The following is a 23,641-nucleotide window of genomic DNA, read 5'->3' on the forward strand; positions in this document are numbered from 1 at the left end:
ACGCGATTGATGCTGAGAGCTTAAAAAAATTCCCGCTGCGCGTGACACAAAGTTATATCAATAAAATGCGTTACGGCGATCCTCAGGATCCACTTTTGCGTCAGGTTTTTCCGCTGATTGATGAAAATATAGTGGTAGATGGATTTTCAGCCGATCCGGTAGGAGATCATCTGGCAATCAGCTCACCCGGTATTTTGCATAAGTATCAGGGCCGCGCATTATTACTGACAACCGGTGCCTGCGCTATTCATTGCCGTTATTGTTTTCGGCGACATTTCCCCTATAGCGAGAGTAATCCCTTAGCCAGTCAGTGGCAACAATCAATAGCAGCACTGCATGGTGATAGCAGTATTCGTGAAGTAATTTTCAGTGGCGGCGATCCATTGGCTTTAACCGATACAAAACTGGCTGCAATGGTGGAAGACTTACAAAAAATTCCCCATATCAAACGTTTGCGAATTCATACACGATTGCCATTGGTGTTGCCCAAGCGAATTACTAAAAGTTTATTGGGCTGGATCAGCGCCTCTTCCTTACGGGTGGTGATGGTCACCCATGCCAATCATGCCAATGAAATTGATGCTGAAACTGCTGAGGCACTATTAAATTTACGTAATGCCGGTTGTGAGTTATTGAACCAGGCCGTGCTGTTACGTGGAGTTAATGATAATGCGGACAGTTTAGTCGCGTTGAGTGAGAGATTAAGCGAAGTTCAGGTATTGCCTTATTACCTGCATCTGCTCGACAAAGTACAGGGGGCCAGTCATTTTGATGTCGACGAGGCAAAAGGCATCGCTTTAATCGCTGAGATACGCAGGGAATTACCCGGCTACCTTGTGCCGCGCCTGGTGCGCGAGCAACAAGGTGAAGCCAGTAAAACCATTATTGCTTAGGCGCTTTTTTCCGTTCAGACATTGGAATGTATTCACGCTGTTCATGACCGACATAAATCTGTGTCGGACGATAAATACGGTTATTGGAAATCTGTTCGCGCCAATGTGCCAGCCAACCCGCTGAGCGAGCGACCGCAAATAATGCGGTGAACTGATCTTCAGGAATGCCCATTTCCGAATACAGAATACCGGAGTAGAAATCCACGTTTGGATAAACGCCTTTATGCCCCAGACGATCCACACAGACTTCTTCCAGTTTCATCGCGGTGGCAAACATTTTATCCAATGAGCCACCCCGTTCTTCCACCAGTTTGGTCACCAGCTTATGCAGGATGGTTGCACGAGGATCTTTGACCTTATATTCACGGTGCCCCATACCCCAGATGACTTCTTTGTTGGCCAGTTTTTTATCGACCCAGGCCTCAACATTTTCTGGTGAGCCGATTTCCTGCAACATTCCCACAACACGTTGATTGGCTCCACCATGCAATGGACCTGACAGTGTTCCAATCGCGGCCGAAATAACGCTGTAAGGCGATGCTAACGTTGAACCGGCAACCAGGGCCGCAAACGTTGAGGCATTCAGGGTATGTTCGGCATGCAGAATCAGACAGACGTCCATAATGCGCGCCATCAGGCTGTCCGGTTCTTTACCGGTAAACATATACAACAGGTTTTCCGCGACTGATAAATCATCGCGTGGATTGATTGGGTCGTAACCCTGGCGCATGTGTTCCCACATCGCGACCAAAGGTGCCATTTGCGCAATGATATTGACCGTCATATTGCGGACATAGTCTATATCTTTACAGCTGTCGGCATCGGTCAGACATTCAGTCCCCGGATAGAACATACCCAAACTGCAGACAGCGGTTTGCAACATGTCCATCGGATGACCGGTATGCGGGAAATGACGCATCATTTCACGGATGTGATATTTAATACGATAACTGCTGCGCAGTTGTTTGGAAAAACGATTTAAAGCAGCTTTAGTGGGTAATTCGCCATCCAGCAACAATAATGTGGTTTCTTCAAAAGTACTGTTGGTTGCCAGTGTTTCCAGTGGATAACCACGGTAACTAAGGATGCCTTTTTCGCCATCAATAAATGAAATCGCTGACTTCGTGGCAGGCACACCTTCCAGGCCGGGTAAAAAATCGCTCATCTACTACCTCGTGTTTAAATCCAGCTGGTGGAGTTATTGAAATTGGGGGTCATTATACTGCAATGGGACAAGACCGAAACCCCGCGCCTTTGGCAGCAGATTATGCCTACTCAATTCTGATTCACTTTCATCACCAACAGAGGGTGATGGTCAAAGATAATAGCGCTTATCCTAAGGTATCGGCCCAGATATTTTCAGCCCATGCTTCAGCATAGCGTCCTTCCTCTTTAGTCGCTGTTTCGGATACACCGCCGCTGGGATGTGGCAGCATATCTTTGCTGTCTTTATCGTAACGATATACGGCAGCGACATGTCCGGCTTGTTCGCCATCAACGAAACTGTAACAAGTATTACTGAATATCGGTTGTTGTTCAGGCAATTTATCACGAAGTAAAGCGATGACCGCTGCCGCACAAACCTTGGCTTGCTGGTTAGCAATATGCGCTGATTTGGGGACTTTGGCCGATACCGCATCGCCTATGACATGAACCCGCTCAACCGCGGTAGACTCGTAGGTCAGATAGTCAACATCACACCAGCGATTATCCACATTGATAACACCGACCATCTCGGCAACCTTGCCTGCTCTCTGTGGCGGAATGACATTTAACACATCGGCTTTATAACTATCGAAAAAGCTTTCGACTTCAAGGCTTGCCACATTGACTGATTCAATCGGATTCATTGGTTGATACTCGATTAAACCATCATAAAGCTGTTGCCAAGCCTCGGTGAAGAATGCCTTTTTGGAAACGATATCCGGATTGGCATCCAATATCAGCAGTTTACCGGACGGGTTATGGTTTTTAAGATAGAGCGCAATCTGACAAGCCCTTTCATATGGCCCGGGAGGGCACCGGAAAGGGGCTGCAGGAACCGTCATAATCACCACCCCGCCCTGCCGCATCGACTTTAATTGATTGGCAAGCAATACGGTTTGGGGACCAGCCTTCCAGGCATGCGGAACATGTTGCTGGGCTTCTGTGGTAGCCAAAATGGGAAGCTGGTCATAAATCAGCTCCACGCCGGGAGCGATTATTAAACGGTCGTAGTCCAGTGGGTTATTATCGGCCAACCATACCTGCCGCTTTTCCACATCGACTGCAGTCACTTCTGACTGAATAAAACGAATCGATTTGTCAGCCTGAAGATGATCATATTTCTGCGTCAGTTGGGACAGACGGCGATTGCCGCTAAGCACCAGATTACTCTGCGGACAGGAGATAAACTGACGGTTTTTTTCTATCAATGTGATATCAAGTTCCGGCGCCCACATGGCCAGATAACGTGCTGCGGTAGCACCGGCGAAACCACCACCGACCACCACGACTTTCTGTTTTTGATTCCGATAACATGCGGTAGCCAACCCTAATGGCAAGGCCGCCATTGCCGATAAATAGGCTGCATTTTTTAATACCTGTCGACGTTTGATAGCCATATCAGAGCTCTCAATTGTTGGTTTATCTGTTCAACGCACCTTTTCACCCTGCGCTTGCAGATCGGCATGATAAGACGATCGCACCATCGGCCCACTGGCCACATGTTCAAAGCCCATTGCCTTACCTGCTACTGCCAGCTCATCGAACTCTGCAGGACTGACAAAACGCTCAACCGCCAGATGATGGCGACTGGGTTGCAGATACTGGCCCAGAGTCAGCATACGACAACCATGATCACGTAAATCTTGCATCACCTGTTTAACTTCATCCAGGGTTTCCCCCAAACCCAGCATAAGACCGGACTTGGTCGGTACATCAGGATGCATTTGCTGAAAGCGCTGAATCAAATCTAATGACCATTGGTAATCCGAACCGGGACGAACGGCTTTGTAGAGTCTGGGGATACTCTCCAGGTTGTGATTAAAAATATCTGGTGGGTTATCGGCTAATATTTCAAGCGCCACATCCATACGTCCACGAAAATCAGGCACCAGCACTTCAATACGGGTTTCCGGTGATTGCTGACGAATTTCACTGATACAACGGCTGAAATGCGCTGCGCCACCATCACGTAAATCATCACGATCTACCGAAGTCACCACCACATGTTTAAGCTGCATGGCGGCAATGGTTTTTGCCAGATGGTTTGGTTCATTTTCATCCAACGCATCGGGTCGGCCATGCGCCACATCACAGAACGGACAGCGCCTTGTACAGATATTGCCCATGATCAGAAATGTCGCCGTACCGTGGGCAAAACATTCACCAAGATTGGGGCAGGAAGCTTCTTCGCAGACCGTGTGCAGATCATGATCACGCAACATTTGTTTGATGCGCTGAACTTCAGGCGCACCTTGTGATTTGGCGCGAATCCATTCTGGTTTGCGTTTGGGATCACTAGGGACAATTTTTATGGGAATACGCGCGACTTTTGAAGCACCTTTAAGTGCTTTTACATCACGTTTTACCGGTTCAACCGTGTCAGTCATGTGTTGTTACCTTGTTGCAGCTGTGCGAGAAAAACAGACACAAACTGTTGTTTTACTGTGGCCATATCGACCATTGCACCTAATGTTTTCATATCGGTCATTTGCATTCCTGCGTAACCACAGGGATTGATATCGGCAAATGGCTGCAAATCCATATCAATGTTCAAACTCAGGCCATGATAACAGGCACCACGTTTTACTCGTAATCCCAATGAGGCAACCTTTGCCTCAGCACAATAGACTCCGGGCGCATCTGCACGCGCATAGGCATCGATATTGTAGTCAGCCAATAACGTTATCACGGTGTTTTCCAGAAAACTGATCATATCGCGTACGCCCATTTCCTGACGTCTTAGATCAACTAGTGGATAGACAATTAATTGTCCCGGGCCATGGTAGGTTATTTGTCCACCCCGATCCGTGCGAACCACCGGAATCGCGTTGTGTTTCAGCAGATGATTATCCTGCCCGTTAAATCCCTGAGTATAGACAGGGTTATGTTCTAACAGCCAAAGTTCATCTTCGGTATGTTTATCACGCTGCAAGGTGAACTGCTGCATGGCGTGCCAGGTCGGCTGATAATCTCGTAAACCGAGATCCTGTATTTTCATCAGAGTACGTATTTAATGGCTTGATGGCCACTGAGATCCTGATAAATCGCGTCCAATTGCTGTTTACTGGTTGCTTCAATCACTACCGTAATCGAAGTAAATTTTCCTCCCGAACTTTGTTTGCTGGTGACAGCACCTTCTGCAATATCACCCGCATGGCGGCGAATAATCTCCACCACAACACTATCAAGTTCAGAATGGCTCTCCCCCATAGCGATGACAGGGTATTCACAAGGAAACTCCAGTAAGGTTTCTTCTCCGCTTGCTTCACTCATCAAGCTACCTCTTGTTTGTATTGCTGAAACAAGGCATGCATTTGCTGCCAAATGGGGCCCGGCTTACCACTTCCCACAATTTCACCATCCAGCAAGGTGACAGGCACAACTTCTTTGGTAGAACTGCTGATCCAGATTTCATCGGCATTACGTAACGTGGATTCACTTACCGCTCTTTCATGTAAAGGGATATCCGCTTGAGCGGCGAGCTCGATAATCAAATCCCGAGTGATTCCCGGTAACACTTTTTCATCTTTAGGCGCGGTAAAAATTACCCCATCCACAACGGCATAAGCATTACTGGCTGAACCTTCTGTCAGATAATTATCACGAATCAACAATGCTTCCTGAGCACCGGCATCTTGCGCCAGCTGTTTCATCAAGCTATTTGCCAGTAAGGTGATCGCTTTGATATCACAGCGCATCCAGCGGATATCGGCGGTGGTAATCGCTTTAATACCTTCGCTTTTCCAACCTTCTGCAACAGGGTGCAACGGGTTACTCATTATAAAGACACTGGCCGCCACGCCGATCGGGAAAATATGATCACGTGGTGCAACGCCACGAGTAACCTGTAAATACAACGATTGATCGCCACTGTTATTCCTGGCGATCAGATCCTCAATCAGTTGGGTCCACTGTTCATCTGAATAAGGATTTTCAATACGAACTCCGTCCAGACTATTCTGTAACCGTTGTAAATGACGAGCTAGCAAAAAGGTTTTTCCGGCATACACCGGAATCACCTCATAAACACCATCCCCGAGTAAATATCCCCGATCATAAACGGATACTTTTGCCTCATCGGCTGGCAGGAATTCGCCATTTAGATAGACTGTTGGCACGTTTTCTTTAACCCCAAATAAGCATTAACAAGCTGTCGAGAATGCGTCTCCACCAGCTGCCTTTTTCGATAGTATCTATAGCAACCAGCTTCTGCTGCGCTACAACTTCATCACCCAGACGAATTTCAACTTCGCCCAGCTCAGTGCCTTTGGCAACAGGTGCAACAATTGGCTGTTGTACATTGGTCGTGGCTTGTAAATCTTTATAACGACCACGAGGTACAGTGATCGATAAAGGTTGTGCTAATCCCAGGTTCAGTTGATCCGTTTGACCTTTCCACACCTTGGTTTGAGTAATGGCTTCATCTGCAGCATAAAGCTGATGTGTTTCGAAGAAACGGAAACCGAAATTAAACATTTTCTGGATTTCCTGAGCCCGGGCATTTTCGCTTGCGGTTCCCAAGACCACGGCAATCAGGCGCATACCATCACGTTTGGCCGAAGCAGATAAGCAGTATCCAGCCTCTTCGGTGTGACCCGTTTTCAGGCCATCAACCGTACTATCACGCCACAACAGCTTATTTCGGTTATGTTGGGTAATACCGTTATAGGTATATTCCTTTTCGGCATACCATTGGTAATGTTCAGGAAAGTCACGAATCAGTGCAGCAGACAGAATGGCAATATCATGTGCCGTTGTGTAATGCTCCGGTCCTGGCAAGCCAGTGGCATTTTGATAGTTTGTATTTACCATACCCAGCTTTTGGGCGTATTGATTCATCATTTGCGCGAAGACTTCTTCACTTCCCGCAACATGCTCGGCTAAAGCGACAGCAGCATCGTTGCCAGACTGAACAATCATGCCACGTAATAATGCTTCAACAGTGACTTTGGTATTTACTTCAATAAAGCTGCGAGAACCAATCATGCGCCAGGCTTTTTCACTGATTAAAACTTCATCATCCAGTTTAATATTGCCATCATGAATTTCTCGTGACACCACATAAGAAGTCATTAATTTGGTAATACTCGCCGGTGGCAGACGCTCGTCGGCATTCTCTGACATCAAAATATGTCCGCTATCGTAGTCCTGCAAAATGTGTGCGGTACCAGCGATCGATGGTGCAGTAGGATTTGGTGTGATCATTCCTGCTGAAGTGATAGTAGATACACTGAGCAGCAGGCCCGCCAGACTCATTTTTAAAATCTTAATCATTAGTTACTCTCAATTAAAAAACATTTATTCCTGGACAATTCGGGCATCGGGAAAACCTAATCCCATTAACCGACTGGCTACCCGATCACCATATTCGGCACTTTCCAGTGGTCCAACCCGAACCCGGTATAAGGGCGTTTGTGCACGTTCGACGGATGATATATGCACGCGTTCTTCGATTTGTTGCTGAACTTGTTGTTTAATCTGCTCTGCACGACTTAACGTGCTAAAAGCCCCTATTTGCAAAAACACAGCGGCCTTCGCCATGGTTGTATTGGGTTCTGTCACAGCATAAGCAGTTGGAGTGGCATTTGCGACAGCTACTGTCTTTTTTGGATCCACCATTGCAACAACTTCTTTTTTAGTGGTAATTGCACGAACTTCGACCATTCCCGTACCTTTATCGATAATGCCCAGCTTGGTTGCCGCACTATATGATAAATCAATCAGCCGATCGTCGTGAAATGGTCCCCGATCATTTATTTTCACCACCACTTTACGACCATTATCCAGATTGATAACTTCTGCATAACTGGGCAAAGGCAAGGTTTTGTGTGCAGCCGTCATTGCATACATATCATAGGGTTCGCCACTCGAGGTGCGTTTACCATGAAACTTAGTGCCATACCAGGAGGCTTGCCCGCGTTCTACATAGTTTTCGCTGCTGGCCAGCGTGTAATAGGTTCGACCAAAGACCTCATATGAAGCAGGATTGCCATATTTACTGCGAGGCTCAGCACGAGGAACCGCATCTGGAATTTTAGAGACATCGGGTTTTACTGTTGGTGCGGAATCCTGTTGTTCCGTTACTGTTCCGCAGGACCAAAGGCCTGTCAGCATTACCGATAGCGTCAAATACCTCACCATGCGCCATTTCATTTTGATGACTCATATCCATCACGAATCGCTTCAGATAGCTGGATAACCGCCATCGCATACATACGACTGTGATTGTAACGGGTAATCGCATAGAAATTTTGTCGGCCTAACCAAAGCTCTTCGCCGTCAGGCTGAGTTAGACTGAACACCGTAATATCATCTTCGCCTTCTGGTAAATGCGCTGTCGACAATCCGGATTTGCGTAATTCCTCTCGGGTCACCGTAGGCTTCAAACCGCGATCAATCAAGTCCTGTGGCAGATCCGTTCCGGCATATTCTGTTGCATGCACAATACTTTGGCCTGGCTGCCAGCCATGACGTCGCAGATAATTAGCAATGCTGCCAATTGCATCGGTAGGGTTATTCCAGATATCACGATGCCCGTCGTCATCAAAATCTACTGCATACTCGCGAAAGCTGCTTGGCATAAACTGCCCCAACCCCATCGCCCCAGCATAGGAGCCGATCGGTGCTAATTGCGACATTTCTTCTTCACGAGTCAAAATCAGAAAGTTTTTTAACTCAGAACGAAAGAAAGGACTGCGGGGAGGATAACGAAAAGCCAAAGTTGATAAGGCATCGACTACCCTGAAACTGCCCATATTGCCGCCAAAGCGGGTTTCTACCCCGAGAATCGCCAGAATGATTTCAGCTGGAACACCTAATTCCTTTTCAGCTTTGCTCAAAGCATCAGCATGTTTTTTCCAATAGGCTACACCGGCATTGATGCGTGCCTGATCAAGAAAAATCTCGCGATATTCATACCAAGGCTTACTTTTTTCAGCCGGCTTGGAAATCGCTTTAAGGATACTGTCCTTGACTTCAACCTGAGCAAATAAGGTTTCCAGTTCCATTCTATCAAACGCGTGATCCTGAACCATTTCATCAATAAACTTATCCAAATCCGGTAGGTCTGGATTCGCATAAGCCGGTGACAACATCAGGCTTAACATGGTGGCTGCAATGTGCTTCTTCACGGTGACATCATCCTCCGATGGGTGTGTATAGACATCAGGATACCGAAGCCCGCCAGCAAGGTCACCATTGATGTACCTCCATAGCTAATAAGTGGCAGCGGTACACCGACTACTGGTAAAAGGCCAGTGACCATTCCAACATTGACAAATACGTAGATCAGAAAGGTGATGGCAATACTGCCTGCCAATAACTTCATATAGCTAACCTGTGCCTGAGCAGCAATATAGAGTCCCCTGGCGGTGATTAACAAATAAACGGTAATCAAGGCTATTAACCCGATTAGACCAAACTCTTCGGCAATTACCGCGAAAATAAAATCCGTCGATCGTTCGGGTAAAAATTCCAAGTGCGATTGCGTCCCTTGCAACCAGCCACGCCCTTGTAAACCACCTGAACCAATCGCAATTTTGGACTGAATAATATGATAGCCAGCACCCAATGGATCGGATTCTGGGTTAAATAGCGTTATCACCCGGCGACGCTGATAATCGTGCATGAAGTACCATAAAACTGGCGCAGCTGAAGCGCAGAGTACTACAAAACCCAATAACAATCGCCAGGAAACACCAGACAGAAAGACGACTATCAATCCGGAACTACCAATCAATAAGGCCGTCCCCAGGTCAGGTTGCTTGGCAATAAGTACCACCGGGATGGCAATCATCAGCAAGGCAATCAACAATCGCGAAATGCTGGGTGGCAAAGGTCGTTCAGCAAGGTAAACAGCTACCACCAAAGGCACTGCTAATTTCATGATTTCGGATGGCTGAAAGCGGAAAAAGCCCAGATCAAGCCAACGTTGCGCGCCTTTCCCGATAGTGCCAAACAATAAAACCGCAATCAGGGTCAACACACCGATACCGTAGACCCAGAACGCAATGTCTTTAAGCCTGTCAGGATGCATTTGCGCCAGAGCCATCATCACCGTGACGGCAATCGCCATTCTTATCGCTTGACGAATCAGTAATCCAATATCCTCTCCGCCGCTGCTGTACAACACCACCGAACTGAACAATAACAAGGCCATTATTCCTAACAGCAGGAAACCGTCAATGTGTGCACGACGCAAAAATGAGGTCCTTTGCAGACCAGGAACTTTACGGCGATCCTGCAATAACTGGCTCATTGCTCTGGGGGGATTGCGACGGTCATTCATCAACTGGCTCATCGCTTTCTGCCTTAGTTTCTATACCAAAATACACATCAATTAATTTGCGAGCGATGGGTGCAGCTGTAGCACTACCACTGCCACCATTCTCTACTACCACTGCAATGGCAATTTCAGGTTCATCTGCCGGTGCAAATGCCATAAACAAAGCATGGTCGTGCAGCTTTTTAGCCAGTGTATCCGCATCATACTTCGCATCCTGAGCAATGCCAAAAACCTGAGCCGTACCGGTTTTACCAGCAATTTTGAAAGGCAACTTCTCACCAATATGGCGAGCAGTTCCGCGTTTTCCGTGGACCACTTCTACCATGGACTCAATCACAGCCTGCCAATTACTCGACTTTTGAATCGGTAAGCTTTCTGCCTGCTGAACCCCGATTAACTGCATACCTTCATCACTGTCTGATTTGGTTGCTCTAGCCAACTGGGGCTTATAGACCGTTCCCATCATTCCGAGTGTGGCTGTGGCATGTGCCAGCTGCACTGGAGTCGTCTGGTTAAAACCTTGACCAATCCCGGAAATCAAAGTTTCCCCCGGGAACCAGGCCTGATTACGCTGCGCTCGTTTCCATTCCCGTGATGGTGAGAGCCCTTTGCTCTCACCGGGCACATCAATCCCGGTTTGCCGCCCAAAACCGAAATAATCGAGAAAACCATGTAATCGATCAATGCCTAAAGCATGTGCCAAATCGTAAAAATACACGTCGCATGATTCCGCCATAGCACTCTTCAGATCCACATGACCATGCCCGACACGCTTCCAGCAACGATATCGATGATCATTACCGGGTAGCCGATAAAAGCCCGGACAGAAAGTTCGGCTTTGCTCTGTGACCACATTTAATTCCAGACCGGCCAGAGCCACAAAGGGTTTAAAAGTTGAACCGGGAGGATAATGCCCCCGTAATGCCCGGTTAAATAGCGGTTGTTCAGGATTATCCCGTAAAGCCGCATATTCCTTGGTGCTGATCCCGGTAACAAACGCATTAGGATCATAATCGGGTTTACTGACTAATGCTAAAACGCCACCATTACGTGTATCCAAAATAACCACTGAACCATTGTATTCACCCAGCGCTTCAGCCGCTGCTTTTTGTAAATTTATATCCAGGTGAAGATATAAGTCCTGCCCCGCTGTGGCTGGTTCACTGAATAATTCTCGAACGGTACGCCCCTGGACATTGGTCTCAACTTGACGATATCCCACTGTGCCATGCAACAAATCCTCATATTGATGCTCAACACCGGTTTTACCGATCTGTAAAGTGCCCTTGTAATTTTGCTGATCAATCACCTGCATTTCCTGCTGATTGATACGTCCAACATAACCGACCGCGTGAGCAAAAAGCGGACCTTGAGGATAATGACGGATCAGTCGCCCCACTACATCGACTCCTGGAAAACGATGACGATTAACTGAAAACAGGGCGACTTCTTTTTGAGTTAATTGATTACGAACAACTATTTCCTCAAATGCCCGGTGACGTTTACGCCGTTCGTTAAAAGCCTCAATATCTTCTTGCGTTAAAGAGAGCAAGTCAGCCAGCTCGGCAATGGTTTCATCCAGATTAGTGACTTTTTCGGGAATGACTTCCAGACTGAAGGTAGGAATATTCTCTGCCAATAACACGCCGTTACGATCATATATCAGCCCTCGCTGTGGAGGTAACGGTTCGATGTCTACACGATTTCGATTTGAGAGCGAATCAAAATGTTCATAATCGACTATTTGCAACATCACTAAACGAAAAATAATGATGCCAAACAAAATTAAAGAAAAAATTCCGGCAAATATCAGCCGGTTACTGACCAGGCGACTTTCACGAAAATGATCTTTAAGCCGATGGCGTGGGTCGATCACGATCAGCTAACCTGAAAACCACGACGTATTTTCCGTAATACGGCATATACCAAAGGCCAGACCAGCGTGCTGGTCAAGACCGTCATCCAATGCGTCCAGCTCAAGGATATCGGCGTATTAAACATGGTAATGAAATGTACTAGAAATATCAGTGACAAAATAGTGATAGCTTGCTGCCACAAAGGGTACTGTCGAAGCTGTAAATGCAAACGACCTACCAGATAAATGACTAGTGCATAGGCAAATGCATGAATACCCAGCACACCTCCAGTAATCACATCCATCAGCAGTCCGGTAAACCAAGCGACGCCTATACTCACGCGCTGCGGTAATGCCATCGCCCAGTAGATTAACGTCAGCGCCACCCATTCTGGGCGCGCATAGCGCATGCTATCTGGGATGGGCACCAACATTAACAATATGGCGAATAACAAGGTAACGTATATCACGCTAGTGTGTTGTGATTTGACCATTGCCATCAGTTGTTCCCTTCTGGTGATGTTATTGCGTCATCATCAACAACCGGTTGCTCTTCTGCGGGTAAATCCTCTTCGTCGATCTGCAACGGGAAGGTAATACCAAAATCAATTTTTTCGCCTGGCAGTACCAGCATGACTTCACGACTGGTGGATAATCGGGCTGCCGGGTCAACGGCTATTTGCGCAAAGGGTTTACCCTGAGGAAAATCAACCGAGATAATCGTTCCGACTGGATATCCAACTGGAAAACGTCCTCCCAAACCGGAAGTCACTAATACATCCCCAACCCGAACATCGGCGTTGTGAGGTAAAAACTCCATCTGTAATGTTTCGCCAAGTCCTCTTCCGGTGACGACAGCACGTAAACCGTTACGAACGATTTGTACCGGAATACTGTGGCTGGGGTCGGTCAACAACACAACACGACTGGAAAACTGACTGACTTCAGCGACCTGCCCCATCACACCTAATGAGTCGAGTACGGGTTGTCCTTCATAAACGCCGAATGATTTCCCCTTGTCGATAATGACATGCTGATAAAAAGGATCTAAATCGACACTAAGCAATTCAGCGACTTGAACCCGCTCCTGCAATCGGAATGATGAGCCCAGTAGCTCTCGCAAACGCATATTTTCACTTTCCAGCGCCTGCATTTTTTGCATACGGACACTGTTAGTAAGATTTTGTGCTTCCAAGGTCATGATTTTTTCACGAAGCTGCTGATGACCCTGAAAAAAATCACTAAACCAAGTGACTAAATCATCGGGCATAGATGCCAGTTTTTGTACGGGGTAAACAACCGTCGACAGGCTGACTCGAATCGGCTTGAAATAATCCAGTCGTGTATCCAGAAAATACAGCAACACAGAGGCCACTACAGCGAGTAGCATGCGGGTATTTAACGACGGTGTTTGAGTAAATAGCGGTTTAATGGCTCAGTTCCAAAATGAAAAGACCTTCACAAATCATCTTGCTATTTGTAAAGGTCAAATACTAACTTCAATCTGACTGAAGACTATTCAAACGTAAATACGTCACTCCCACGTTCATCAATAAGTTCTAGTGCCCGGCCACCACCTCTGGCAACACAGGTCAGTGGGTCTTCTGCGACGATAGCTGGCAAGCCGGTTTCTTCCATCAACAAGCGATCCAGATCTCTTAGTAACGCACCACCACCAGTCAGGACGATTCCTCGTTCAGCAACGTCGGCACCTAATTCCGGTGGCGTCTGTTCCAGTGCGGTTTTTACTGCGGCAACAATACCCGCCAGAGGATCTTGCAGTGCTTCAAGGATTTCATTGCTGTTCAGGGTGAAACTACGCGGAATACCCTCGGCCAGATTACGGCCACGAACTTCCATTTCTCTGACTTCGTTACCTGGATAAGCTGAACCAATTTCTTTTTTGATTTTTTCAGCTGTTGCTTCACCAATCAGAGTGCCGTAATTACGACGTACATAGTTCACAATCGCTTCATCAAAAAGGTCGCCACCGATACGGACAGAGGCTGAATAAACGATACCATTCAATGAAATAATCGCTACTTCCGTAGTACCACCACCAATATCCAGTACCATTGAACCACTGGCCTCTTCTACTGGCATGCCAGCGCCAATAGCGGCTGCCATCGGTTCTTCAATCAAAAATACATCACGCGCACCGGCACCGGCAGCAGATTCACGAATTGCCCGACGTTCAACCTGAGTTGATCCACAAGGAACACAAACCAGAACGCGCGGACTTGGCTTTAAAAAGCGACCTTCATGCACTTTGCGGATAAAATGCTGCAGCATTTTTTCGGTGACGGTGAAATCGGCGATCACGCCATCTTTTAATGGCCGAATCGCTGTAATATTTCCTGGCGTTCGACCCAGCATTCTTTTTGCTTCTGCACCAACTGCGGCAATAGAGCGAGGACCGCCCGGCCCTTTATCCTGTCGAATTGCCACCACTGAGGGCTCATCCAAAACGATGCCCCGTCCTCGCACATATATCAGTGTATTAGCTGTACCCAGATCGATAGACAGATCGTTAGAGAATATCCCGCGTAAACGTTCAAACATTGAAGAAACCACATCCGGAAGAGGTAAAATGAGTACTTTAGCAATGCTCAGGTCTGTTGGGCAAGCAACTAATGATTTAAACTTCAACTTTGTGAAATCAATTAACTTACGGAACGACTGATGAGTTTAGACAAATCCGATGTAGAAAAAATCGCGCATCTCGCGCGACTTGCTATTGATGAGAGCAGTATTCCTGCTTACGCCCGCGATCTGAACAATATCCTTAATCTGGTCGAACAAATGAGCGCAGTTGATACCGAAACCGTCAGCCCGATGGCACACCCTCTGGATGCTCATCAAAGACTTCGTGAAGACGTCATTTCAGAAACTGATCAGCGCGAACTATTCCAGTCCATCGCGCCTAAAACTGATGCGGGTGTCTATCTGGTTCCCCAAGTCATCGAATAAAATTCAACACAGGCAAGCTCATGCATAACAAAACTCTTTCCGAACTTTCGGCTTTGTTGCACAACGGTGACATCAACAGTACGGAACTGACTCAACATTTCTTGAACCGCATCAAATCGCATAATGGCAATTTAAATGCTTTTATCAGTGTCACTGAAGAAAGTGCGCTGGCGCAGGCCGCCGCCGCTGACAAACAATTTGCGGACAAAACTGCCGGTAAATTAACCGGTATCCCGATGGCTCACAAAGATATTTTTTGCACAAAAGGGGTCCGCACCAGTTGCGCCTCAAAAATGCTCGATAACTTCATTGCCCCTTACAACGCCACCGTAGTTGAAAAAATCGCTGCCAGCGGCATGGTTATGTTGGGCAAAACCAATATGGATGAATTCGCTATGGGCTCGTCCAATGAAACCAGCTTTTATGGTCCGGTTAAAAATCCTTGGGATACCGAGCGGGTTCCTGGTGGTTCTTCGGGTGGTTCAGCCGCAGCAGTTGCTGCACGACTTGCTCCGGTTGCCACCGGAACGGATACGGGTGGTTCGATTCGTCAGCCCTCTTCTCTGTGCAATTTAACCGGCCTCAAACCAACTTATGGTCGCGTTTCACGCTATGGGATGATTGCTTTTGCCTCCAGCCTGGATCAAGCGGGCCCAATGGCAGCGAATGCAGAAGATGCCGCTCTGTTATTAAATGTCATGTCAGGTTTTGATGAACGTGATTCCACCAGTGTGGAACGAGATGTTCCAGATTACACCGCGGGATTGAATGATTCATTGGAAGGTCTGCGCATTGGTCTGCCCAAGGAATATTTCGGTGAAGGTCTGGATCCTGAAGTTGCCGCAACCATCGATGCCGCTATTAAGGAATTTGAAAAACTTGGTGCCACCATTAAAGAAATCAGTTTACCAAATACCTCTTTGGCTATCCCAACTTATTACGTGGTTGCCCCAGCGGAGTGTTCGTCCAATCTGTCACGAATGGACGGCGTACGTTTTGGCCATCGCTGTGACGATCCAAAAGATTTGCTGGATCTTTATCAACGTTCACGGGGCGAAGGCTTCGGTGATGAGGTTAAGCGCCGCATTATGATTGGAACCTATGCACTGTCTGCCGGTTATTACGATGCCTATTACCTCAAAGCTCAAAAATGCCGTCGTTTGATCAGTGATGATTTCCAGCAGGCTTTTGCAGAAGTTGATGTCATTATGGGACCAACTGCCCCCACCACAGCGTTTAAACTGGGGGATAAAACTGATGACCCGGTGGCAATGTATCTGGCAGATATTTACACCATCAACACCAATCTTGCCGGCCTACCGGGCATGTCGATTCCTGCAGGTTTTGCTGGTGGTTTACCCGCGGGTTTGCAAATCATCGGTAATTATTTTGATGAAGCACGTTTACTTAATGTGGCTCATCGTTATCAGCAAGTGACCGATTGGCATAAACAAATACCTACAGCATTTCAATAATAATTAAGGGGCGAAAGCCCCTTATTTTTAAGACATATTCTGATAAATACTTACAGGATGTTTAACGGTTGTTATCCGCATCAATAACAATCACATCAGCCTCTCGCATGCCACAAATAAAAAAGGGTATGCTTGCCGCCAAGGCGACCTATTTCGGAGCAAATAATGAAAGCAGCAGAGCTATTTGTACGCACGCTGGAAAATGAAGGTGTGGAATATATTTTCGGTATTCCCGGAGAAGAAAATCTGGATGTAATGGATGCATTGCTCGACTCTAAAATTCAGTTTATTACCACACGACATGAGCAAGGTGCGGCATTTATGGCGGATGTTTATGGCCGACTTACCGGACGCGCAGGCGTTTGTATGGCGACATTAGGTCCCGGTGCGACCAATCTGATTACCGGTGTTGCCGATGCCAATATGGACCACGCACCATTGGTGGCGATTGCCGGACAGGCGTCAACCAATCGCTTGCATAAAGAATCGCATCAGGTACTTAATCTGGAAGCGATGTTTTTACCGATCACCAAATACTCCACTCGTATTGTCAGTCCTGAAGTTATTCCAGAAATCGTCCGGAAAGCCTTTAAAGTCGCGCAGACCGAAAAAACCGGTGCCTGCTTTATTGAATTCCCAGAAAATATTGCCGAAATGGAAATTGATGATGCGCCGTTACGCGTCAAACATGCCACTCCTCCTGAACCGGCTGCTGAACATATTGAACGTGCCGCTGAGTTAATTTCCAATGCACAAAATCCGATTATTCTGGCCGGCAATGGTGTCATTCGTTCGCGAGCAGCAACAGCCCTGACAGACTTTGCTGAAAAATTGGGCATTCCCGTCGCCAACACATTTATGGCTAAAGGGGTTATTCCCTTTGGTCACCCGATGTCATTAGGTAGTGTCGGGTTGCAGTCCAATGATTATGTGAATACCGGTTTTGCCAACGCCGATGTGATTATCTGTGTCGGTTACGACATGGTGGAATATCACCCTTACCTTTGGCATCCATCGCGTGATCGCACGTTGATCCACATTGATACAACTCATGCTGAGGTGGATGCGTATTACAGTGTGGTTTTAGGTGTAGTGGGCAATATCAATCATAGTTTGAATCGTATTGCCGCGCTCACTACGCCGCACGAAGGCAAAGCCATGCGTACGCTGCGTGATAGTCTGATTGCTGAAATGAATCAGCATCGCCGTGATACCGAATTTCCGGTCAAACCTCAGAAGATCATCTGGGATTTACGTACCGCCATGCACCTTGAAGATATTGTGATTTGCGATGTGGGTGCGCATAAAATGTGGATGTCACGGATGTTCCGCTGCGAGTATCCTAACACCTGCATTATTTCCAATGGATTTGCCAGTATGGGCATTGCAGTACCAGGTGCCATTGCAGCGAAACTGGCACATCCAGAACGCAAAGTTGTGGCAGTGACCGGCGATGCGGGCTTTCTGATGAATTCCCAGGAAATTGAAACCGCAATTCGTTTAAATATTGCGATTGTTATTTTGATTTGGAACGACGCCAGTTATGGTCTGATTGAATGGAAACAGCAAAATCAGTTTGGCCGAACCAGTAACGTGAAATTTGGTAACCCCGATTTTGTCCAATATGCGCAATCTTTTGGCGCCAGAGGTGTCAGAGTCACCAAGACAGAAGAATTGATATCAGTTTTAAAGGAAGCGTTGGACAGTAATACCGTGACGGTGATTGATTGTCCGGTGGATTATCGTGAAAATCTCAAACTGACAGAATCTTTGGGTCAATTAACTCAGCCAACTTGAGAGCGAAAATGAAGTCTGGAACACGATTTGCGCTATTTATAGCAGCCCTGTTTGCATTATTGTTTATCGTTTTTTTATACAAAAATGCTACCGCCCCGGTTTATACCGAATTAAAGTTTGAAGATGTGGATGGTGAAGTCCATCAATTTGCCGACTATGCCGGCAAGCCCATTCTAATGATTTTCTGGGCTACGGATTGCCCGGCATGTATTCAGGAGTTGCCGGAACTGATTGCCTTACACGAGGAGTATGCCGAAAAGGGCTTGGTGATGCTGGGTGTTTCACTTCCTCATGATACACCATCTCATATTAAAGCCATGCGTGAGGACCGGGGACTTCCCTACACGCTTGTCTGGGATAGTGAAGGAAAAATTTCCAGCGCATTTAATAATGTTCGGGTAACACCAACTCATTACCTGATTTCACCTGAAGGTAAAATTGTTATGCGCAAAATTGGTGTGCTTGATAAAGATAGCGTTACAGCACAGCTCGAAAAAATGGGCCTCAGCTGATTTATAGCGTAAAACTGCTACACATCAGATAGCACATATGGTATAAAGTCCGGCTTAGTTTATTCAGAATGATGCGTTGGCAGGACGCGTCAGTCACTAAAAATGCATCAGGAGCAGGATTAACATGTCCAGAGTATGTCAGGTAACGGGCAAGCGCCCTATGAGCGGGAACAACGTTTCACACGCTCACAACAAAACAAAACGCCGTTTCCTACCTAACCTTCATTCACACCGTTTTTGGGTTGAGTCTGAAAATCGTTGGGTAAAATTGCGTGTCAGCAATCATGGTCTGCGTATCATTGATAAAAGAGGTATTGATACCGTTTTATCTGATCTCCGTAGCCGCGGCGAAAAAATCTAAGGAGTCAGGACATGCGCGATAAAATCAAATTAGTTTCATCAGCAGGTACAGGTCATTTCTATACTACTGACAAAAACAAACGTACCATGCCGGAAAAAATGGAGATCAAAAAATTTGATCCAGTTATCCGTCAACACGTTATGTATAAAGAAGCAAAAATCAAATAAGTTTTTCGTTAACTGCTTCTAAAAAAACCCGCTATTAAAGGCGGGTTTTTTTATGGTTCGAATAAATAACTTTAGCATGATTCTAACGTTTGCCATGGCTGGTTAATGTCATTGCGGGATTTGGTAATCCCGGATGAAAAGTCTGCTAAAAATCACAGTGGACGATTTAAACTAAAAACGTATTATAGTGCGCTATGACTATCTTGCTCGAAGCACAAAATCTTTGTCGACAGTTTGGCCCTAATATTGCGGTTCAAAATATTGATCTTTCGGTAAAACGCGGCGAAATTCTGGGCTTTCTCGGCCCTAATGGCGCTGGTAAAAGCACCACTATGAAAATGCTCAGTGGTAATCTGGCGCCAGATCGAGGTGAAATTCGTATCGATGGCTATGATTTATTGTCACAGCCCAAAAAAGCTAAAGCTCAGTTGGGTTATTTACCTGAAAATCCCCCACTCTATCGTGAGCTGACTGTCAGCGAATATTTAAAGCATTGCGGCAGACTCAATCAACTTAGAGGTAAGGCATTAACGTCCGCTGTCGACACAGTAATTGAACGCTGTGGGCTTGGGGAGGTAAAACGACGACTGATCGGCCAACTCTCAAAAGGCTTCCAACAACGTACCGGTATTGCTCAGGCAATTGTGCACAATCCAGCTGTTGTGATTCTGGATGAACCGACATCCGGCCTGGATCCATTACAAATTCGGCAGATCCGCGAACTGATCCGTGAAATTGCTAACGAACACAGTGTTATTCTATCGACACATATTTTGCCGGAAGTGGAAATGCTCTGTGATCGAGTGCAGATCATCAATAAGGGTCAGGTAGTATTTGCTGATAGTTTGGCAGCCCTGCATCAACAACGATATAACAGCAGCCTCAAAATCACCTTAGCCAACCCGCCACAGGTCACAGAATTAAACTCACTGCCGAATATTTCTGCCGTTGAGATTATTTCTCCTCAACAATTCCGGATTGTCTATCAACCTGAACAGGATCCAACAGAAAATCTGTTAGCCGTTGCTGTTGCAAAACAATGGGCATTAAACGAGCTGGTCCGTGAACAGGATTCGCTGGAAGATATTTTTATGCATCTCATCAAAGATGACGCATCGATTGCAGAGGTTAAAAACTGATGTGGTGCGTAGCAAGACTTGAAATTTCGCGATTGTTTTTATCGCCTTTTGCCTGGGCCATACTGGCGCTTGTGCAATTTTTACTGGCATATTTATTTCTCAGTCATATTGAGTATTTTGCTCAGATTCAGGGGCAGATTTCAGCCATTCCGGGGGCTCCTGGCGTCACTGAAATGGTTATAGCACCGTTATTGAACAATGCGGCTCTGGTGCTATTGTTGATCGCGCCCTTCATTACCATGCGTGCTTTTGCAGATGAACATCGTAATCACAGTTTGCCGTTATTAATATCAGCACCTCTCTCTGCTACGCAGATTGTGTTAGGTAAATACATCGGCTATCTGGTTTTTTTCCTGCTTCAACTCACACTTATTGTCCTCATGCCTTTATCTCTGATGGCAGGGTCGGCAATTGATTTTTATCAACTTGGAGCCAGCATGTTTGGATTAATCCTGCTGGTAGCCAGTTTTGTCGCAGCAGGGGTATTTCTCTCATCACTCACCACGCAACCGGTTATTGCTGCTGTGATGACCTTCTGTTTACTTTTTTTGTTATGGGTAATTGATTTTGCCGCAAGCAGCAACCTTTCAGGGCAAATAAACTGGCTGGGCTGGTTATCCTTATTAGGCCATTTTCAACCCATGTTGGAAGGACAAATCAACAGTGTGGACTTGAGCTTTTTTGCTTTGTTTTGTTTTGTTTTTCTGTTGATGACTATGCGACGTCTTGATGCTGTGAGGCTAAGTCGATGAAGATGTCAAAACAGTTTAAATTTCAGCATCGCCTGCAACAGATTATTTTTTACCTGCTATTACTGGCGGTGGTTATTGCCGTTGCCGTTCTTTCCCATCGGTTTACGTTTCAGTCGGACTGGACAGCCAATCAACGACATACACTTTCTGCTGCCACCAGTAAATTATTACAGAACCTTGATAGTCCAGTGACCATTGAAGTCTTCATCAGTCCTGGACATCAGTATCACTCTGCTGCAGAAAGTTTATTAAAACGTTATCAGCAGTATAGTTCGCAACTGACTGTGAGCTTTATTGATCCGGTGACTCAACCCCAGCGTGTACGCGAACTTGCCATCCAACAGCAGGCTGAAATGGTGGTTTCCGGTCAACAGGGTCAACAACATGTTTTTGATTTATCCGAACAATCACTCAGTAATGCCATCATTAAAGTCAGCCGGCGTAACCTGCCTGAATTAATCTTCATTACCGGTCATGATGAGCGGGATATTGCAGGTGAGACAGCTTATGACATGGCGCAATGGCAAGCGCAATTGTTGAGTACCGGATTTGCAGTACAGTCTTTGTCAATGACCGAGGCAATGCAACAACAGCATAACGGTAAAAATGTTGTATTAGTGATTGCCAGCGCCCAACAAACCTGGCCAGAAAGTGAGGTTTTGCAATTGCAGGAGTGGTTGCAACAGGGCGGCAATTTGTTGTGGTTCAGTGAGCCTGATACGGATATCGGTCTATCGGCAATCACTGAACAACTTAATCTGAGTCGTTTACCGGGCACGATTGTCGATCCTAATGCCGGAAAATTGGGCCTTGAAGATCCTCGCTTTGTGATTGTGACTGATTATGCCAATCATCCGGTTACTGCTGCGACATCCAGTGTCACCCTGCTGCCTGGGGCACATGCCTTCCAGGTACAGGGAGCTGAAACCGATTGGCAAATCACCAAACTGATGCAGTCACAAAGTGGTAGCTGGTCTGAATTAGGCGATATGAATATCGCCAATTTAGATACGTTAGCTTTGGATCAAGATATCGATATTACCGGGCCGCTATTACTCAGCGTGTTAATGGAGAAACGCTTGTCTCCTGATCAACAACAGCGAATCGCTGTATTCGGTGATGGTGATTTTGTATCAAATTCATACTTGGGAACTGCTGCCAATCTGGAATTGGCCATGGCACTGGTAAATTGGCTGGTCGCGGATGATGACTCAATCGCTATTCCGGTGGTAAAAACCCAAGACAGTCAACTGATATTAACGGATCAACAATCACTGCTTATTGGTATCGGTTTTTTAGTGGTCTTGCCACTCTGCATATTTGTTATCGGTATCAGTATCTGGTGGATTCGAAAACGCCGATGAAAAGTACTTATCTGACCAATCTGTTGCTTTTGGTGGTGGCAGTTCTTTTAGTATGGCTTATGACCGAGTCCCAGACGCCGAATACAAGGTTCATTACTGATAACCTTTCCCAGTCGCAAGTGACGGAAATTACCATTCAACGTAAAAATCAACCGGCCATAACACTACAATACGACGCACAGTGGCAGTTAGTTCAGCCCATCAAAGCACGAGCTAATCAAACGCGTATCAAGCTTTTGCTAAGCCTTTTGGAACAGCCTGTAGAAGCGCCTATTCCGGTCACAGAGAAAACCCCTCTTGCTGATTTCGGTTTAGCCCAACCTCGTTTAATTTTATCGTTTAATCAACAATCCTTTGCGTTTGGTGATACAGAATCACTCAGTGGATATCGTTATATTCTGCACAATCAGCAGATTTATTTAGTTCATGATGATATTTCACCCCTACTGAGCGCCAGTGCCAGCAGTTTTATCGATAATCGTTTACTCGACACCACCAATAATATTAAGGCACTTCACCTGCCACAATTGTTTAAGGAAAATGGTGAGCAATATTCTGCCGCACTCTCGATATACCAGCATGATGGTCATTGGCAATCCAAACCGGAAAGTTATGCTCAGGATGCATTATTGACCTTATTGCAAAACTGGCAGCAGGCTTATGCCATGCAAGTCGTCATTGCACCCGAAGTTCGTATGACAGCCAATACCCCCAGTGTCGCCATTGATTTGATGGATAATACACAACGGCGTTTGATGGTCAGTCAGAGTGAAAATGGCCTCACCCTGACAGATCCCGATCTGCAACTTCAGTATCAGTTTCCTGCAGCAATGGCCGATGCCCTCTTTTTGATAAGCCGATAAAAC

General features: G+C 46.3%; 25 protein-coding genes. 11 read left to right on the top strand and 14 right to left on the bottom strand.

Annotated elements, in window-relative coordinates; genetic code table 11:
• Positions 1–893: EF-P beta-lysylation protein EpmB (gene epmB / locus LGT40_RS03945; protein ID WP_226343162.1), on the top strand; the 893-nt coding region annotated here is incomplete at its 5' end.
• Here epmB and LGT40_RS03950 read toward each other — a convergent pair.
• The 14 genes from LGT40_RS03950 to LGT40_RS04015 all read right to left on the bottom strand — a co-directional run bounded on the left by LGT40_RS03950 (position 883) and on the right by LGT40_RS04015 (position 14,800).
• On the bottom strand, positions 883–2,058 hold the full coding sequence (locus LGT40_RS03950; RefSeq protein WP_226070991.1) for a citrate synthase: 1,176 nt from the start codon (positions 2,056–2,058) through the stop codon (positions 883–885). The two genes, epmB and LGT40_RS03950, sit on opposite strands and share 11 nt — an antisense overlap.
• A gap of 166 nt (positions 2,059–2,224) precedes the next feature.
• Positions 2,225–3,496, bottom strand: coding sequence for an NAD(P)/FAD-dependent oxidoreductase (locus tag LGT40_RS03955; RefSeq protein ID WP_226070990.1), 1,272 nt, complete (start codon positions 3,494–3,496; stop codon positions 2,225–2,227).
• 30 nt (positions 3,497–3,526) lie between these two features.
• The gene (gene lipA / locus LGT40_RS03960; protein ID WP_226070989.1) at positions 3,527–4,486 is read right to left on the bottom strand and encodes a lipoyl synthase; all 960 of its coding nucleotides are present in this window, start codon (positions 4,484–4,486) and stop codon (positions 3,527–3,529) included.
• The gene (gene lipB, locus LGT40_RS03965; RefSeq protein WP_226070988.1) at positions 4,483–5,097 is read right to left on the bottom strand and encodes a lipoyl(octanoyl) transferase LipB; all 615 of its coding nucleotides are present in this window, start codon (positions 5,095–5,097) and stop codon (positions 4,483–4,485) included. The genes lipA and lipB overlap by 4 nt, the downstream gene beginning before the upstream one ends.
• Positions 5,097–5,372 (bottom strand): HP0495 family protein, encoded by a 276-nt coding sequence (locus tag LGT40_RS03970; protein WP_226070987.1) that lies wholly within the window; start codon positions 5,370–5,372, stop codon positions 5,097–5,099. The genes lipB and LGT40_RS03970 overlap by 1 nt, the downstream gene beginning before the upstream one ends.
• Positions 5,372–6,217 (bottom strand): D-amino-acid transaminase, encoded by an 846-nt coding sequence (gene dat / locus LGT40_RS03975; protein WP_226070985.1) that lies wholly within the window; start codon positions 6,215–6,217, stop codon positions 5,372–5,374. The genes LGT40_RS03970 and dat overlap by 1 nt, the downstream gene beginning before the upstream one ends.
• Before the next feature lie 7 nt (positions 6,218–6,224).
• The gene (locus LGT40_RS03980) at positions 6,225–7,373 is read right to left on the bottom strand and encodes a D-alanyl-D-alanine carboxypeptidase family protein (protein ID WP_226070983.1); all 1,149 of its coding nucleotides are present in this window, start codon (positions 7,371–7,373) and stop codon (positions 6,225–6,227) included.
• 24 nt (positions 7,374–7,397) lie between these two features.
• Positions 7,398–8,240 (bottom strand): septal ring lytic transglycosylase RlpA family protein, encoded by an 843-nt coding sequence (locus LGT40_RS03985; RefSeq protein ID WP_226343163.1) that lies wholly within the window; start codon positions 8,238–8,240, stop codon positions 7,398–7,400.
• Between the two features lie 8 nt (positions 8,241–8,248).
• Complete coding sequence (gene mltB, locus LGT40_RS03990) at positions 8,249–9,229, bottom strand: lytic murein transglycosylase B (RefSeq protein WP_226070979.1); 981 nt, start codon at positions 9,227–9,229, stop codon at positions 8,249–8,251.
• A complete protein-coding gene (rodA, locus tag LGT40_RS03995) occupies positions 9,226–10,356 on the bottom strand; it encodes a rod shape-determining protein RodA (RefSeq protein WP_226071095.1) in 1,131 nt (376 codons plus the stop codon). Before rodA ends, mltB begins: the two co-directional genes overlap by 4 nt.
• A gap of 22 nt (positions 10,357–10,378) precedes the next feature.
• Complete coding sequence (mrdA, locus tag LGT40_RS04000) at positions 10,379–12,259, bottom strand: penicillin-binding protein 2 (protein WP_226070977.1); 1,881 nt, start codon at positions 12,257–12,259, stop codon at positions 10,379–10,381.
• A 2-nt stretch (positions 12,260–12,261) separates the two neighbouring features.
• Positions 12,262–12,738: a rod shape-determining protein MreD gene (mreD, locus tag LGT40_RS04005; protein ID WP_226070975.1), complete on the bottom strand. Its 477-nt coding sequence runs from the start codon at positions 12,736–12,738 to the stop codon at positions 12,262–12,264.
• A complete protein-coding gene (gene mreC, locus LGT40_RS04010) occupies positions 12,738–13,670 on the bottom strand; it encodes a rod shape-determining protein MreC (protein ID WP_226071093.1) in 933 nt (310 codons plus the stop codon). Before mreC ends, mreD begins: the two co-directional genes overlap by 1 nt.
• Positions 13,671–13,753: 83 nt before the next feature.
• On the bottom strand, positions 13,754–14,800 hold the full coding sequence (locus tag LGT40_RS04015; RefSeq protein WP_041354692.1) for a rod shape-determining protein: 1,047 nt from the start codon (positions 14,798–14,800) through the stop codon (positions 13,754–13,756).
• Positions 14,801–14,920: 120 nt separating this feature from the next.
• Here LGT40_RS04015 and gatC point away from each other — a divergent pair, with 120 nt between their 5' ends.
• The 10 genes from gatC (at position 14,921) to LGT40_RS04065 (ending at position 23,638) form a co-directional block, all read left to right on the top strand.
• Complete coding sequence (gene gatC / locus LGT40_RS04020) at positions 14,921–15,208, top strand: Asp-tRNA(Asn)/Glu-tRNA(Gln) amidotransferase subunit GatC (protein ID WP_226070973.1); 288 nt, start codon at positions 14,921–14,923, stop codon at positions 15,206–15,208.
• A 20-nt stretch (positions 15,209–15,228) separates the two neighbouring features.
• A complete protein-coding gene (gene gatA, locus LGT40_RS04025; protein WP_226070971.1) occupies positions 15,229–16,683 on the top strand; it encodes an Asp-tRNA(Asn)/Glu-tRNA(Gln) amidotransferase subunit GatA in 1,455 nt (484 codons plus the stop codon).
• Between the two features lie 165 nt (positions 16,684–16,848).
• On the top strand, positions 16,849–18,480 hold the full coding sequence (locus LGT40_RS04030; protein WP_226070969.1) for an acetolactate synthase large subunit: 1,632 nt from the start codon (positions 16,849–16,851) through the stop codon (positions 18,478–18,480).
• An 8-nt stretch (positions 18,481–18,488) separates the two neighbouring features.
• Positions 18,489–18,992, top strand: a complete 504-nt coding sequence (locus LGT40_RS04035; RefSeq protein ID WP_226070966.1) for a peroxiredoxin family protein — start codon at positions 18,489–18,491, stop codon at positions 18,990–18,992.
• 124 nt (positions 18,993–19,116) lie between these two features.
• On the top strand, positions 19,117–19,353 hold the full coding sequence (gene rpmB, locus LGT40_RS04040) for a 50S ribosomal protein L28 (protein ID WP_226070964.1): 237 nt from the start codon (positions 19,117–19,119) through the stop codon (positions 19,351–19,353).
• 11 nt (positions 19,354–19,364) lie between these two features.
• Positions 19,365–19,520, top strand: coding sequence for a 50S ribosomal protein L33 (gene rpmG / locus LGT40_RS04045; protein ID WP_069295571.1), 156 nt, complete (start codon positions 19,365–19,367; stop codon positions 19,518–19,520).
• A gap of 194 nt (positions 19,521–19,714) precedes the next feature.
• On the top strand, positions 19,715–20,659 hold the full coding sequence (locus tag LGT40_RS04050) for an ABC transporter ATP-binding protein (protein ID WP_226070963.1): 945 nt from the start codon (positions 19,715–19,717) through the stop codon (positions 20,657–20,659).
• Positions 20,659–21,411: an ABC transporter permease gene (locus tag LGT40_RS04055; protein ID WP_226070962.1), complete on the top strand. Its 753-nt coding sequence runs from the start codon at positions 20,659–20,661 to the stop codon at positions 21,409–21,411. The genes LGT40_RS04050 and LGT40_RS04055 overlap by 1 nt, the downstream gene beginning before the upstream one ends.
• Complete coding sequence (locus LGT40_RS04060) at positions 21,408–22,775, top strand: GldG family protein (protein WP_226070961.1); 1,368 nt, start codon at positions 21,408–21,410, stop codon at positions 22,773–22,775. The genes LGT40_RS04055 and LGT40_RS04060 overlap by 4 nt, the downstream gene beginning before the upstream one ends.
• Positions 22,772–23,638, top strand: a complete 867-nt coding sequence (locus LGT40_RS04065; RefSeq protein WP_226070960.1) for a DUF4340 domain-containing protein — start codon at positions 22,772–22,774, stop codon at positions 23,636–23,638. Before LGT40_RS04060 ends, LGT40_RS04065 begins: the two co-directional genes overlap by 4 nt.
• Positions 23,639–23,641: the final 3 nt, after the last annotated feature.

It is taken from the genome of Methylophaga pinxianii (assembly GCF_020447225.1).
In the GTDB taxonomy this organism is placed as follows: Bacteria; Pseudomonadota; Gammaproteobacteria; order Nitrosococcales; family Methylophagaceae; genus Methylophaga; species Methylophaga pinxianii.